The organism is Tenacibaculum aiptasiae (assembly GCF_965221665.1).
GTDB classification, from domain to species: domain Bacteria; phylum Bacteroidota; class Bacteroidia; order Flavobacteriales; family Flavobacteriaceae; genus Polaribacter; species Polaribacter aiptasiae.
This window is the reverse complement of sequence record NZ_CBDCSN010000003.1, coordinates 278,491-293,278: the sequence shown is the minus strand read 5'-3', so window position 1 is coordinate 293,278 and position 14,788 is coordinate 278,491. Positions and strand designations below refer to the sequence as shown.

Genomic DNA, 14,788 nt, shown 5'->3' with positions numbered 1-14,788 from the left:
CTATGAATAATTTTTTAATAGGTATTGGTAAACGTATCAAAACCATCAGAAAAGAACAAAAATTAACCATTAGTGAAGTAGCTTCAAACGCAGGTGTTTCTAATGGTTTGATTTCAAGAATAGAAAATGGAAGAACTATTCCTTCTTTGCCTGTTTTGTTAGAATTAATTAGTGCTTTAAAAATTGATGCTAGTACTTTTTTTAGAGGAATAGAAAATTCTCAAACTGCCAATTACATTCACATTTCAAAAGACCAACAACAACTTATTGAAAAAGAAGTAGAAGCAGAAGGTTTTACCTATCATCATTTATTTAGTAAAAGTTTATCTGCTATAGGTTTTGAAGCTGTTATTTTAAACATTAAACCAAATTCTAAAAGAGAAAAGGTTGTTACTGATGCTTGGGAATTTAAATTTATTATTAGTGGCGAATGTACTTATTTAATAAATAATGAAGAAGTATTAGTTTCTGAAGGAGACTCTCTATATTTTGATGGAAGAAATCCTCATGTTCCTATCAACAAATCTGATAAAGATTGTACCATGCTGGTTTTATACTTTTATTCTGAAAACAAATAGGCAGAACTCATTTGAATTCTACCTATTTTAAAAATTTATTTTTAATTATTTAAACCTGGCCATGTACTATTATTTACAGGCTTGGGATATCCTGAAACTGCACTATCTGTTATTTTGCTATACTTTATATAAGTATTATTATTTAAAAAGAAATAACAAAATGTCGAGTTCCAATCTACAGCTGCAGTAATTTTAGTCTTATAATCTCCTAATCCTGGCCATGTACTATTATTTATTGGCTTTGGATATCCAGAATCAACCTTATCATTACTAATACTATATCTAATATAGGTTCCATCATTTAAAAAGAAGTATGCCTTACTATTATTCCAATTTAGTGCTGCTATTATTTTATTTTTATATGGTTCTAAACCTGGCCAATTTCCATTTGTAATTGTAGTTGGATACCCTGAGTCTACTGAATCTGAATTCATATCATAACGTATATATCTACCATCATTCAAAAAAAAGTACCCTTTATTATTATGCCATTTAAAAGCTGCGCTAATTGCTTCTTTATACGCTCCAAGTCCTGGCCATGAACTATTATTTGTTTCCTTTGGATATCCACTATCTGATTTATCCAATGTTTTATTGTAACGCACATACTTATTATCACTTCTAAAAAAATAAGCTCTGTTATTTATCATATCATTCCAATCCAACCCCGCTATAATTTTTGAATTATTTAAAGCTACTGAACCACTTTGTCCGTTTAACATTAATGTATAATTAACACTTCCATCAGAACTAATATCTGTATACAAACCTTGTGACGCTGAAATAGAACTTAAGAATGAATTATTTTTATAAATTTCAACATTCCCTGATGAATTAGAACTCCAATAAATTGTGTTTAAGTTATGCATCATAACTTTTCTAACTCCAACATTACCAATTAATGAAGTACTATTTAGTTGCCATTCTTTTTGAATTGAAATACCTAAATGGGTTAATACCGATGGTACTATAGCTGTTTGAGCTACATAACCATAAATTCCTTGATAGTCTTTATTTGGAATTGTAGGTACTGAAGAAGTAAACTCTTCATTTCCCACTTTATTCATTCCCACAAATATAGTTTTCTCTTGAGTAGTTTGTCCTCCATGGTTATATCCACCACTTCCTCTACCATGATCGGTAACCACCATAATTAACCAATCTTCATCAGTTCTTTTTTCAATTTCAGCTACAATTCTCCCAAATTGCTCATCTGCTTTCGTTATTGCTTTGTTATATGAATTACCAAATCCCAATGAATGTCCTACTCCATCTACATCATCCAAATGAACAAAAACGAAATCTGATTCTTCATTTTTAATCGCATGAATAGCTCCTGTTACACTGTTTTCATCTCCTCCACTCTTAGAATGATAATCGATAAAATTTAATTTATCTCTAAAAAAGTCATGAATTGGAGCCCAAGTAACTACACTTGCTGTTTTTAAATTTGGTTTAGAGTTTTTAATTAACTCAAAAACACTCTTCACCTTAGATTTGTTTGATGTACTATTATCTGCTACACCATGTTTGTTTACCCAAACTCCTGTTAAAATAGTAGTCCAACCTGGTCCACTACTTGTTTTTTGCTCTGATGCTGTATTATCAATTCCACCAGCATAAGCTTTCACAATATTTAACTTATCCAAGTTTGGTGTTGATGTTTCTGAAATTTTCTCAAACTGAATACCATCAAAGCCTACAACCAAAACCTTCTTTTTTAGTGATGATTTTGATGCAACATTTTTACTTGATTTTTTTTGTTTAGAAGTTATCTCTTCCAATCCGTTTTCCTGACAACTTGTAATTGTTAGTGTAAAAGTTAAAGCCAAAAGCTTTAAAAAATAATTTGTTTTCATAAAAAAAGTTTACTATTAGTTAATTTATTATTTAAATATATACTATTAGTAAACTTTTAAAACCCTACTTTATGAATATTAATCTTATAATAATCTAGCTAACATTAACTTTAATTTTCATAAACAAATGTTTTACAATTATTTAAACTATCAAAAAACTTCATTAATAGCTGTTAACGAATTTAAAATATAGGTTGGTTTTTCTTCTTCTAGTTGTTCTTGAGTTTGTGCTCCAGACAATACACCTATTGTTATTCCACAGCCTGCATTTTTTCCTTCTGCTATATCTATAGCAGAGTCACCTGCCTTTAAAACTGTAGAAGCATCTGTTATATTAAACAACTCCATTGCTTTAAAAATCATATCAGGATGAGGACGCCCTTTTACTACGTCGCTTGCTGTTATAAGTGCATCGTAATGTATCTTTTCATCCCACTGTAGTTTTTCCAATAATAAAGTAGCTACTTCTCTATTATACCCTGTATTTAAAACTACTTTTATACCTTCTTCTCTAAGATTTAATAAAACTCTTTGTACCCCTTTTATTGGTTTTACTTCTAAATCTTTATAAGCTTTATTTAATAAGATTTTGAAAGCTTCAAAAATGGTTTCTGATTCTATTAATTGATTTGTTTTTCTAAAATTCAATACATCTTTTATTGCCTGATGTTTTTCTTTCCCAGCTCCTAATTTTAAAACTGTAGGTAAATCTACATCAACTCCATATTCATTTAACGCTTTATGTAGCGTTTTATAAACTACATTTTGTTCATTTACTGTTGTTCCTGCCATATCAAAAACAACCATTTGTATCTCTTTATTTATCATATACTAAATTAAATACCTCGTTAATTTTTTCTTTTGAAAATCCAGCACTACCCGTCATGCCTTTCCCTCCTATACCTGTTACTATATGTATATTATCTCCTATAGTGTGTTCAAAAATATCTTTGGTTTTACATTGACTATAAAATCCTGCCCAACGATGCTGGACTTCATAGTTTGGTAACTCTATAATTTTCTTTGCTTCTTGTAGCATAAAACTGTCTATTTCTTCTTTTAAATCGAAACCTAAACTATCAATATTCTTTGCATCTGCATATTCATGTGAATCGCCTAATATTATAGATCCGTCAGTAGCTTGCTTAAATAATATGTGCACTCCATATTTTTTTTCAAAACTATTTGGATCTTCTTTCGATTTGATTAAATTCCATGATGGACATTCTTCAAAAGCTTCATAACGTCTAATAGTTAAACCTGTTAAAATAGAACCATTTAACTTGTAACTACCTTGTGGTTTTGTCTGCATCATTTGTAATTTAGAAACTACTAAATCACTTTCATTATAAATTGAAGGGTATAAGGTTTTAAAATCTGATCCGTTACATATCAAAACTTTTGATGCTTTATACTCTTCTCCATTTGAAGATGTCACTTGTACTTCTCCATTTATTTCTTCTGTATTTATTACTGTGGTATTGTAACAAACTTGAATACCTTGCTCTTTCAAAAAAGAATGCAATTGTAAAATCATTGTTCTTGGTTCTACCGTTACTTCTTGAGGAAAAAATAAACCTGCTTTACAATAATCACTTCTCAAACCGTCGTACTTATTTAAACATTGCTGTTTTGTAAATAGTTCAGATGTATAGTTATTTTGCTTATTAATTTCATGAAGTTCTTCTATCAACTGAACCTCTTCTTCATTTGAAGCTAGATATACCGTTCCATTTTGCCTAATAGTAATATCAAATTCTTTTTGAATTTCTTTATAAATAGCTAAACTTTCTCTTCCAAAATTTTGCCATTTCTGATTCATTCCTGAAGGAACTACTTGTCCAAAATTACGTACTGTAGCTCCATTCGGTTTTGCATCTTTTTCTAAAATTATTACCGATAGTCCTTTTTTTGCTGCATGATATGCGTGGAAAGTTCCTAAAACTCCACCTCCCACTACAATTAAATCATATTTGTTGTTCATAAATTAATTCTTGTATTTGTATTGGTTTTTTATGTTTTTTTCTAAAAAATTGAAAACAATAAGTAGTTATTATTAGTCCTATAAATGCTAAAAAGTATAAAGCTGTTATGAAAAAGCTTAGCCAAGAAATATCGCCTTTTCCAAAGTTTTTATATAGTAAAATGAGTATACTACCCAAATAACCAAATGCATCTGCTATGTATATTAAAAAGCCAACGTTACCTTTAATTTTAAAAGTGGCTATCATTCTATCAAAGAAAATTCCATTGAATGGTACATAGCAACTATACAAACCTAATCCTGAAATCGTCATCCATACTAAGGGAGAAATTAATGACTGTTGAAATAATAAAGTTGAAATAATAATTGAAGTACAGCCAATTATCAATACATAATGATAATACATAAAAGCTTTAAAGTTTTTAGTTACACTCCCTATAAAACCTAAAACTATTAGTACTGTTATTGCTATTGGTATTTCTGATATACTATAAATTGACGCATCTTCATATCCTAATGCATCCCAAATTTCTCTAGCAAAATTGTCTCTAAAATCTCTAATAGATGTCAATAGCATAAAGAAGAAAACTATAAGAGTTAATGGAATTGCAAATTTTTTAAATAACCTCTTTCTTTCAGTTTTATCTAATGGTTTTCTTACTGTTCTAAGCAATTTATCTTCTTTTGTTGGTTCAGGTAGTCTTTCTAATAACCAAGCAAAAAAGATTAGTGGAATAATAAAAAATCCTCCTGTTATAAAAGGCATCCAATACTCATTAAAGTGAAATGTATCTAAAACTATTTTACCTACCGATTTTACAGCGCCTGAAGACACGATAAAACTTGATGATAAAATAACTCCCAATAACTCGGTAGCTTTTCTACCTTCTAAATAAGAAAATACTATTCCCCAAATCATTCCTAAAGGAAGTCCATTAAAAAATAAACATGCTATATTATAAGGAGCAGGAACTGTAGCAAAACCTAAAAGAGCTAATTCAGCAAAAAGAATAAAGCCTATTAAAAACAATATTCTTTTTGAGCTTTTCATCTCAGCGATTATTCTAATTCCTATAAACTTAGATAGTGTATACCCTATTACTTGAGCTATTATGAGTAATATTTTATAATCTATTCCTATGAATGATTCGTTAGCAAATGTTGCTACCGTAAATGGTTTCCTAAATGCATACATACAGAAATAAGTTCCGAATGCGGCTATGGAAGCTTGTAATAAAAATCGTAAACGCATATTTTTTTTATTTTACAGAACAAGCTCTCAAGTATTTGAGAGCTTTGTTTTTGCATTTAATTCAAATCTTTACTCATAGCTTATAGACTAAACTTCACACCAATGTTTCCTTTAATACCGTAGTATTCTACTTGTTTAGGACGATCCTCTGTTTTCCCATAGTGATAAATTAGAGGATTGTTTAAAATGTTATTTACATCGGTATATATTGTCCAATTTTTCCCTATTTGATATGATGCTGAAAAATCTAAGGTATTGTAAGTTCCATAGTACACATCATCGATATCTCTTTCTCCAAATCCAATAGCATAGCTTCCTTTATGATTGAATGCTAACCTTGTATTAAACCCTCCTTTTTCAAAGAATAATTGTGCATTGAATAAAGTTCCTGCTTGGTATGGAGTAGATACTTTTCTACCACTTGGCTTTATCATCTCAGAATCCATAAATGTTACATTTACTTGTGTTCCAAAATATTTTAAGAAACCAGGTAAGAAATCGAAACGCTTATTTATTCCTAATTCCATACCTGCAATCCAAGCATCAGCACCGTTTGTTGGTGTACTAAATTCTACTCCCGCTTGTCCATTATAAGTTCCTTGGTAAGTATCATTAAATACTGGATCTGTTATTGATTTATAGAAAAAACCTGCATTGATTACTCCTACATTTTTAAAATAATACTCTCCTAACAAATCGAAATTCCATGAAAATGTTGGATTTAAGTTTGGATTCCCTCCTTTAAATTCGTTATCGAAAGAAATAAAAGTTCCAGATGGTGAAATGTCTCCAAAATTTGGCCTTGAAAAACTTCTTGTAGCTGCAAAACGAATATTCATATCCTTTTTTGGAGAATATTTAATGTGTAACATTGGTAATACTGCCCAATAACTTTTCGTATTCATGGCTTTGGTTAAAACATTGTTTTCAACAACATACCCATCTACTTTTGTTTCTGTTTTTGTAGCTCTTAAACCTCCTAAAATAGTCCATTGTTCAGACGCTTTTAAAGTCCCCATACCATAGAATGATAAATGAGTTTCATCTACATTGAAGTTTCTACCTAAACCACTATTAAATTGTAAGGCTGATGAATCTCCCGGTAAAACTGATAAATTAGTTTGGTTTGTTATCCAAAAGTTTTTCATTCCAGCTTGAGATAGCACTGGACTAAATGTTGATTGAATATTAGACCCCATTTCTTTTAAGAAATCTGCCTTCCCTGGTTGATTCATTAAATATTGTGAATAATCTGATAAAACTGGTGTAGCTCCTGCTCCTGACCATCCATAATACAAATCTTCAAATGTTGCTCTACGATCTTTATCTCTAAACTTTGTTCCTACTTTAATTTTAAAATTATCGTTTATAGTATGTTCATAATTTAATGCAGCTACTATATTATCTCGCTCTTTAATTGAAATTTTATATAACTCTAAATCAGAAAAAGACATTTGTGTTGCATCCATTTTAAAATTTGGGTCACTAAAGAAACCAAATAAGGCGTCTGTATCTTTATAGTCTAACAAACCTCCATCTGCTTTCCAATATGCTCTATCATCTCCTGCTCCTCCATTAGCTGTTGGTCTATTATCTAAGTATGTTGGTTTTATACCAATACCATCTTGTTTAAACTTAACTACATAATAACTTTTATCTTTTGCTGTAGGAATGTTTCCATATCTAAATTCATTTGAATAAGAAGCAATACTCCAATCAAGCTTACCATTTGTTAATGAATGTTTTCCTCCAAGCTCTCCACCAAACATTTCTGTAATAAGTTCGTTATAAATATTCTGCAATTCTACTCTAGCAGTATTGGTACCTGAATCGAATTTATCAAAACGAACTCTGTGTTTGTAATGTGTTTCTGTATCTGATAACGTACCATAAACCCCTCTAAAGTACATTTTATGATCTGGTGTAAAATTATATTCCATGGCTCCATTTAAACCTGTTGTTATTCTTACACCATTATAATCTCTTAACTCCATTCTAAACACTCCTTCATCTCCTTTTCTACGAGCTTCAAAATTATCTGTTCCCCAGTTTCTATTCCAATAAGATCCATTGATAATAAAACCAAACTTTCCATCCTTACTTTTATCACCATAAGTTAACGACGCATTATAAATTGGCTTACCTGATTTATCGTTATAACCTCCTCCAATGTTTATACTTAGAATCTGTTTAGTAGGAGCTGTTTGCGTTATAAAGTTTACTCCTCCTCCAATTCCATCTGCTTCCATATCGGGAGTAAATGCTTTTGCAGCTTGCACATATGATATTAATTCTGAAGGAAAAAAATCGAATGCTGTTGCTCTTGAAGTAGTTTCTTCTTCAGCTGTTGGAATCCTATTTCCGTTAATAGTGGTAGATGTCCAAAATGGTGGCAATCCTCTTACCGATACAAAACGCCCTTCACCTTGGTCTCTTTCTATAGATAATCCTTGAATACGTTGAACAGTTTCTGCAGCATTACGATCTGGTAATTTACCTATACCATCAGCTGCAATAACATTCATAATACTCATCGATTTCTTTTGAATACTTAATGCTTTAGCTTCGCTATTTCTTCGTGTACCACCGCTAATAATTACTTCATCTAATTCTTGTGAAGAAGAAATTAATGTTACAACTCCTATATTTTTTTGAGCTCCTTCCTCTAAGGATACTTTTACTTTTTTTGTTTGAAAACCTATATATGATATTTCTAATTCGATTTCTCCTATATCAACTTTACTCAAGACAAAGTTTCCGTCAATATCTGTATTTACCCCTTTTGTAGTTCCTACAACTACAACACTAGCTCCTGGAAGTGGATAACTTCCATCGCTAACTACCCCAGTAATGGTAGATTTTTGTGCTAAAACAGCAGTACTTATAAAAAGAACAAGTATTGTACTTAATAAAAGTTTTAAATAATTCATTTTGTTTAGTTTTACAATAGTTAAATTTAATTACTACAAATCACTATATAATTTTACTATTTGTAAACTTTTTGATATTAAGAAAACTTTTAGAGAAAGCTATTTTAGCGTAATAAAATTGTTAAGTGAAGAAAGTAAACTTTAATTTATTGTAAATAGCTGTTAATTTATAAATGAGGTTAAAAGGATTTATTATACCTACTTTCCTTTTATGTTAAGCTATTTTCAAACTATACTAAAACAAAAAACTCTCAACTTTAAAAGTTGAGAGTTTTTTAAATATTTGTAAAGACTTTTTCCTATTGGAAGTCAGTATTTAATTTTATATAGTCTAAGAACTCACGTTTAGTTTCTTTGTTTTTAAATGCTCCACCAAACTCAGCTGTTACTGTACTACTTTCTATATCTTTAATTCCTCTAGAATTTACACATAAATGTTTTGCATCAATAACACAAGCAACATCATCTGTTCCTAAAGCTTCTTGCATTGCCTGTACTACTTGCATTGTTAAACGCTCTTGTACTTGTGGACGTTTAGCATAATACTCAACAATACGGTTCATTTTAGATAAACCAATAACTTTTCCTTTTGAAATATAAGCCACATGTGCTCTTCCTATAATTGGCAATAAGTGGTGCTCACAAGTAGAATATACAATGATATTTTTTTCTACTAGCATTTCACCGTACTTATATGTATTATCAAAAGTAGATGCAGCAGGTTTGTTCTTTGGATTTAACCCCATGAATAATTCATTGACAAAAGCTTTAGCTACTCTTTTAGGAGTTCCTTGCATACTATCATCCGTTAAATCCATTCCTAAAGTTTCTAGAATATCTTTAACACTTTCCTGTATTTTTTCTATTTTTTCTTTATCCGAAATATCAAAAGCGTCTGCTCTTAATGGAGTTTGAGCTGAGGTACCTACGTGGTTCTCCCCAATCTCATCTATTCTTTCGTCATTCATTTTGTTGTTATTCACTTCAAACATTTCTTTCTGTTATTAAGGCGCAAATTTACAATATAATGTTGTTAATTTACTGTAGTTTGTTAATCAATTCGTTGACAGTACAATTAAATTGTTCTCCTGCCTTCATATTTTTAACAACAAGTGTACCGTTTTCTATATCTGTTACTACAAAATCAATTTCTCTATTCGTAGCATACTTCCATTGTTTCTTTTGTTGTTTAATACTTCCAGCTACATCTGGATATAATTCAGATTTTATGTTGTTATTTCTTAACTCCTTAATCGCTTTAATCTTAGATAAACTCTGACTTTCATCAAAATTTATGAATAATACTTTTGGCTTAGGCAATTCTACTACCTCAAATAAATTCAGTTCTTCCATAACTAGATAGATACGATCTAACCCAAAAGAAATTCCAACTCCACTTACATCTTTTAGTCCAAAAATTCCTGTCAAGTCGTCATAACGACCTCCACCACCGATAGACCCCATTTTGACACCTTTTGGTGCTGCTACTTCATAAATAGCTCCTGTATAATAATTCAATCCACGTGCTAGTGTTACATCCAACTCCAAAGTAGCTGATGTTAACCCTAACTCTTCAATCATATTTACTACAGTACGTAAATCATTTACTCCTTGAATTCCTTCTTCAGAGCCTTTTAACATCTCTTCTAATGATGCTAACTTGTCTTGATTAGTACCTGAAAAGTTAAATAATGGATCTACTTTTTCAATAGCTGCTTCAGAAATTCCTTTTTCAAGCATTTCTTTAACAACTCCTTCTTTTCCTATTTTATCTAACTTATCTAAAGCTACTGTAAAATCTATTAGCTTATCAGATGCTCCAATTACCTCTGCAATACCTGATAATATTTTTCTATTATTAATTTTGATAGTCGTTCCTACCAATCCTAACTTACTAAAAACAGTATCGTATAATTGTACAAACTCTACTTCTTGTACTAACGATTTACTTCCAACTACATCGGCATCACATTGATAAAACTCTCTAAAACGACCTTTTTGTGGACGATCTGCTCTCCAAACTGGTTGTATTTGATAGCGTTTAAACGGAAAAGTAATATCGTTTTGGTGCTGTACTACATAACGTGCAAAAGGCACAGTTAAATCGTAACGAAGTGCTTTTTCTGAAATTTGTGATGTTAACTTTTTACTATTCTTATCTGCTAACAAAGTTTCATCAGCCTTTTTTAAATAATCACCAGAATTTAAGATCTTAAAAATTAATCGATCTCCTTCTTCTCCATACTTTCCCATTAAAGTTGAAGAGTTTTCAAAACTTGGTGTTTCAATTGGTTGAAATCCAAAGTTTTCAAACGAATGTCTTATTATATTAAAAATATAATTTCTTTTGGCTACTTCACTTGATGAAAAATCTCTTGTTCCTTTTGGTATACTTGGTTTCATATGAATTATGAATTCTAAATTTAGATATTACTTGTTAACAGAAAAACTACCTTGTTCTTCTGCAAGCGCAAATATCTGAATTTATAGGATAATTATGAAGTTTTATTTCTTCGTTTTAATCGATAAATAGAAGCGTTCAATTCAAAGCCTAAAAGTAGTATAATAGCATTTAACCATACAAACAACATTAAGACTAACAATGTTCCTATCGATCCATATAATTTGTTATAAGTTGCAAATTTTACTACATATATTCCAAATAAGTAGAATGTGAATAATGATAATATAGTAGTTAATATTGCTCCTGGTGAAAAGAATTTCACTTCCTTTCCTTGTTTGGTACCAAATCTAAATAATAAGGATACAATGGTAAAAATCATTAATAAGAACAGTAAACCACGTCCCCAGTAAAATAAGTTCAAATCTGCTGTGTTTAACCAACCTGCTTGGTCTATTCTTGCTAATGCTAGTTGATAAAAAATAATTAAAACTACAGTTACAATTAAGAAAAGTGACATTAATAATGAAACTCCTAATGAAATGAAATATGCTCTGAATACACTTCTCATTTCTTTTACATGATACGAATATTCAAAACCTCCAAAAATAGCATTTACACCATTTGTCATTAGAAAAATAGAAGCTAAAAAACCAAAAGACAATAACCCACTATACTGATTATTTACAATATCTTTTAATACAATTGCTACAGCATCAAATGTTTTTGGTGGCAGCATTTCTTGGATTAAACTAAAAAGATTGTCTTGAAAACCATCTATTGGAATGTAAGGTATAAGAGATAGTATGAATAGCATAAATGGAAATATTGCCATAAAAAAACTAAAAGCAACTCCTCCTGCTCTTGTTGTTAAAGCTCCTTTTACAATACCTATTATGTACATTTCTAATACGTCGTATAAGGACATTCCTTCTAGGCCGGGAATTTTTATTTTTTTCCCAAAGGCCACCAATAAATTTAATACTGGTACTTTCTTTAACTTATCTTCAATTAATTTAGTCATTCAATAACTATATTATACTTCCGTAATAGACCAACACTGTTTTCTAGTGAAAATTTTGCTCCTTTTAATCGATTATTTTCTGGATCGATTGAAAAGTTTTTTGCCGATCTAAAATCTGCTTTTTCTATAACTGTTTTTTCAAAAATTGTTCCATTTAAATCGCAATTTTCAAAGGTAGACTGATGTAAATCTCCTTCTGTAAAATCTGCCTCTTGTAAATTACAATTTATAAATCTTGTTTTAGGAACTTTTAACTGATAAAATGACGAAAAGTTTAACTGGCAATTTTTAAAACTAAACTCTAATAAGAATGGATCACATTCATTAAACTTTACTCCAATCATTTTACAATTCACAAAAGACACTTCTTTTAGAGAAGTGCCTTTTATAATAGTATTGCTAAAATTACAATCGATAAACTCGCATTCTAAGAATTGAATATTAGACGCATGGATACCTTCGAAGTTACAATTTTCAAACGTACAATTGTCATATTCTCCTTTTTTGATTTTGGTTGTACTAAAATCAATTTTAGAAAACGTTTCGCTATCGAAATAATCGTTCATTTATTTTAATCCTCTTGCTTTTAACATCGGAGCTGCTTTTGGATCTCTTCCTGCAAAAGTTTTATACATTTCTGCATAATCCATCGTATTTCCTTTTGACAAGATTTGTTCTCTGAACTTTTGTCCATTTTCACGTGTTAATAATCCATTGTTTTTAAACCAATCGTATGCATCGTGACTTAACATTTCTGTCCATAAGTATGAATAGTAACCTGCTGCATATCCTCCACTAAATATATGTGCAAAATATGTTGAACGGTATCTTGGTGGTACCTCAGATACTTTTAATTTCATTTTACTTAATGCTTCTTCTTCAAATTTTGCGACGTCTTCTATTTTATCATCTACTGAAATTGTATGCCATTGCATATCTAAATTAGAAGAACATAAGTTTTCAATAATTGAATATCCTTGATTAAACGTTCCTGCATCTTTTATCTTTTTTAATAATGATGCTGGAATTACTTCACCTGTTTTATAATGTAATGCGTAATTATTTAGTACTTCTGGATGCGTTGCCCAATTTTCATTAAACTGTGATGGGAACTCTACAAAATCTCTCGAAGTACTTGTTCCTGAAATTGAAGCATATTTTTGATTTCCAAATAATCCATGTAATGCATGTCCAAACTCATGAAACATTGTTTCTACTTCATCAAAACTTATTAAAGCTGGCTCTCCTTCTGCTGGTTTTGGTGAGTTACATACATTGTAAATTACTGGTTTTTGTCCTCTTAGTTTTGATTGTTTTACAAAAGCACTCATCCATGCTCCTCCTCTTTTACTATCTCTTGCAAAGAAGTCTCCATAATATAATCCTAATGGACTTCCGTCCTCTTCGAAGATTTCATATACTACTACATCTGGATGATATGTTGGAATATCTGTACGCTTTTTAAAAGTAATACCATACAGTTTTGTTGCCGCATAAAAAACTCCTTTTTCTAAAACATTTGTTACTTCGAAATAAGGTTTTACTTCTTCTTCATTTAAATTATACTTCGATTTACGAACCTTTTCTGCATAATGGTTCCAATCGTATGGTGTTAATTTAAAATCTCCTCCTTCTTTATTTATTTCTGCTTGTATTTCTTTTACTTCTGAAGCTACTTTTTCTAATGATCCTGGAATTAATCCATTAAACATTTCAAAAACTTTAGCTGGTGTAGATGCCATTGTTCCTTGTAAACTCCAACTTGCATAATTATCAAAACCTAAAATCTTAGCTTTTTCAGCTCTTAAAGACACCATTTTCTTTACTAGATCGCTAGTGTTATATTCTCCAGCATCTGTTCTGTGAATTGATTTTTCAAATAAATCTTTACGAACTTCTCTATTCTCTAATGCTTGTAATGATGGTTGTTGTGTTGTATTAATTAACTGGATTTCATATTTACCATCTTTTTCTATGGATTTAATTTTTTCTTCTGAAAGTCCTTTTAATTTCCCCTTATCTTCAACTACAACTCCTCCTTTTTTACTTGCATCTAATAACTTTTTACCAAAATCGTTTGACAAACTTGCTATTTCAGAGTTAATCTCTTTTAATTTTTCTTTTTTATCTTCTGATAAATTTGCTCCAGCTTTTACAAAATTCTTGTAATATTCTTTTACTAAATGATTAGACTCTTCATCTAAATTTAAAGTATCTAATGCATTATAAACTGTTTTTATTTTAGCAAATAGTTCTGTATTTAATAAAATATCATCATTGTGTTTAGAAAACTTCGGTGCTAATTCTTTTTGAATACCTTTAATTGTATCGTTTGTATTAGCTCCTGCCAATGCATAAAAAACTGCTGTTACATTATCTAATGTTTTACTACTTTCTTCTAAAGCTAGTATGGTATTTTCAAAAGTAGGTGCTTCTTTATTCTCAACAATTTTAGCTATTTCTTCATTTTGCACTTTCATACCTTCTAAAATAGCAGGCATAAAATGCTCGTTTTTTATTTTAGTAAAATCTGGTGCTCCATAATCTAATGTACTTTTTACTAACAAAGGATTATTTGTTGTAGTCACACTCATATCAGTATTTTCTTTAGTTTCCTTTTTGGTTTCTTTGGTATTACAACTCACCATAAAAGTAAGCGCAGCGACAATGACTATATGTTTTTTCATTTTACTTATTTTAAGTTAAACTGAACTATTTATTAATTTGTAAAAAGTTTTACAAAACAGGATTTCACTAAAA

At 30.1% G+C, this 14,788-nt stretch carries 11 protein-coding genes; 1 reads left to right on the top strand and 10 read right to left on the bottom strand.

From position 1 onward, the window contains the following. Positions 1-2: 2 nt before the first annotated feature. The gene (locus ACOQN8_RS13035; RefSeq protein ID WP_150899096.1) at positions 3-578 is read left to right on the top strand and encodes a helix-turn-helix domain-containing protein; all 576 of its coding nucleotides are present in this window, start codon (positions 3-5) and stop codon (positions 576-578) included. 41 nt (positions 579-619) lie between these two features. Here ACOQN8_RS13035 and ACOQN8_RS13030 read toward each other — a convergent pair whose 3' ends face one another. The 10 genes from ACOQN8_RS13030 to ACOQN8_RS12985 all read right to left on the bottom strand — a co-directional run bounded on the left by ACOQN8_RS13030 (position 620) and on the right by ACOQN8_RS12985 (position 14,715). Then, entirely contained in the window at positions 620-2,437 is a 1,818-nt protein-coding gene (locus ACOQN8_RS13030) for an alkaline phosphatase family protein (protein WP_420553016.1), read from the bottom strand. 150 nt (positions 2,438-2,587) lie between these two features. After that, on the bottom strand, positions 2,588-3,265 hold the full coding sequence (locus ACOQN8_RS13025; protein ID WP_420553015.1) for a phosphonatase-like hydrolase: 678 nt from the start codon (positions 3,263-3,265) through the stop codon (positions 2,588-2,590). Beyond that, on the bottom strand, positions 3,255-4,421 hold the full coding sequence (locus ACOQN8_RS13020; protein ID WP_420553014.1) for a TIGR03364 family FAD-dependent oxidoreductase: 1,167 nt from the start codon (positions 4,419-4,421) through the stop codon (positions 3,255-3,257). Before ACOQN8_RS13020 ends, ACOQN8_RS13025 begins: the two co-directional genes overlap by 11 nt. After that, positions 4,405-5,673 (bottom strand): DUF5690 family protein, encoded by a 1,269-nt coding sequence (locus tag ACOQN8_RS13015; RefSeq protein ID WP_420553013.1) that lies wholly within the window; start codon positions 5,671-5,673, stop codon positions 4,405-4,407. The genes ACOQN8_RS13020 and ACOQN8_RS13015 overlap by 17 nt, the downstream gene beginning before the upstream one ends. Before the next feature lie 80 nt (positions 5,674-5,753). After that, positions 5,754-8,603, bottom strand: coding sequence for a TonB-dependent receptor (locus ACOQN8_RS13010; protein ID WP_420553012.1), 2,850 nt, complete (start codon positions 8,601-8,603; stop codon positions 5,754-5,756). Between the two features lie 299 nt (positions 8,604-8,902). Next, entirely contained in the window at positions 8,903-9,571 is a 669-nt protein-coding gene (gene folE / locus ACOQN8_RS13005; protein WP_370630563.1) for a GTP cyclohydrolase I FolE, read from the bottom strand. Between the two features lie 70 nt (positions 9,572-9,641). Further along, complete coding sequence (gene hisS / locus ACOQN8_RS13000; protein WP_420553011.1) at positions 9,642-11,006, bottom strand: histidine--tRNA ligase; 1,365 nt, start codon at positions 11,004-11,006, stop codon at positions 9,642-9,644. Between the two features lie 92 nt (positions 11,007-11,098). Next, the gene (locus ACOQN8_RS12995; protein ID WP_235273953.1) at positions 11,099-12,028 is read right to left on the bottom strand and encodes a YihY/virulence factor BrkB family protein; all 930 of its coding nucleotides are present in this window, start codon (positions 12,026-12,028) and stop codon (positions 11,099-11,101) included. Beyond that, positions 12,025-12,594 carry a pentapeptide repeat-containing protein gene (locus ACOQN8_RS12990; RefSeq protein WP_420553010.1) on the bottom strand — a complete coding sequence of 190 codons (570 nt, stop codon included), beginning with the start codon at positions 12,592-12,594 and terminating at the stop codon, positions 12,025-12,027. Before ACOQN8_RS12990 ends, ACOQN8_RS12995 begins: the two co-directional genes overlap by 4 nt. Then, on the bottom strand, positions 12,595-14,715 hold the full coding sequence (locus tag ACOQN8_RS12985; protein ID WP_420553009.1) for a M3 family metallopeptidase: 2,121 nt from the start codon (positions 14,713-14,715) through the stop codon (positions 12,595-12,597). Positions 14,716-14,788: the final 73 nt, after the last annotated feature.

Excerpts from the sequence above, each read along its gene's own strand:
- ACOQN8_RS13035 (WP_150899096.1), top strand. The coding sequence starts at position 3 with ATGAATAATTTTTTAATAGGTATTGGTAAACGTATCAAAACCATCAGA.
- ACOQN8_RS12985 (WP_420553009.1), bottom strand. The coding sequence starts at position 14,715 with ATGAAAAAACATATAGTCATTGTCGCTGCGCTTACTTTTATGGTGAGT.
- ACOQN8_RS13010 (WP_420553012.1), bottom strand. The coding sequence starts at position 8,603 with ATGAATTATTTAAAACTTTTATTAAGTACAATACTTGTTCTTTTTATA.
- ACOQN8_RS13015 (WP_420553013.1), bottom strand. The coding sequence starts at position 5,673 with ATGCGTTTACGATTTTTATTACAAGCTTCCATAGCCGCATTCGGAACT.
- hisS (WP_420553011.1), bottom strand. The coding sequence starts at position 11,006 with ATGAAACCAAGTATACCAAAAGGAACAAGAGATTTTTCATCAAGTGAA.
- ACOQN8_RS13025 (WP_420553015.1), bottom strand. The coding sequence starts at position 3,265 with ATGATAAATAAAGAGATACAAATGGTTGTTTTTGATATGGCAGGAACA.
- folE (WP_370630563.1), bottom strand. The coding sequence starts at position 9,571 with ATGAATGACGAAAGAATAGATGAGATTGGGGAGAACCACGTAGGTACC.
- ACOQN8_RS12995 (WP_235273953.1), bottom strand. The coding sequence starts at position 12,028 with ATGACTAAATTAATTGAAGATAAGTTAAAGAAAGTACCAGTATTAAAT.
- ACOQN8_RS13030 (WP_420553016.1), bottom strand. The coding sequence starts at position 2,437 with ATGAAAACAAATTATTTTTTAAAGCTTTTGGCTTTAACTTTTACACTA.
- ACOQN8_RS13020 (WP_420553014.1), bottom strand. The coding sequence starts at position 4,421 with ATGAACAACAAATATGATTTAATTGTAGTGGGAGGTGGAGTTTTAGGA.
- ACOQN8_RS12990 (WP_420553010.1), bottom strand. The coding sequence starts at position 12,594 with ATGAACGATTATTTCGATAGCGAAACGTTTTCTAAAATTGATTTTAGT.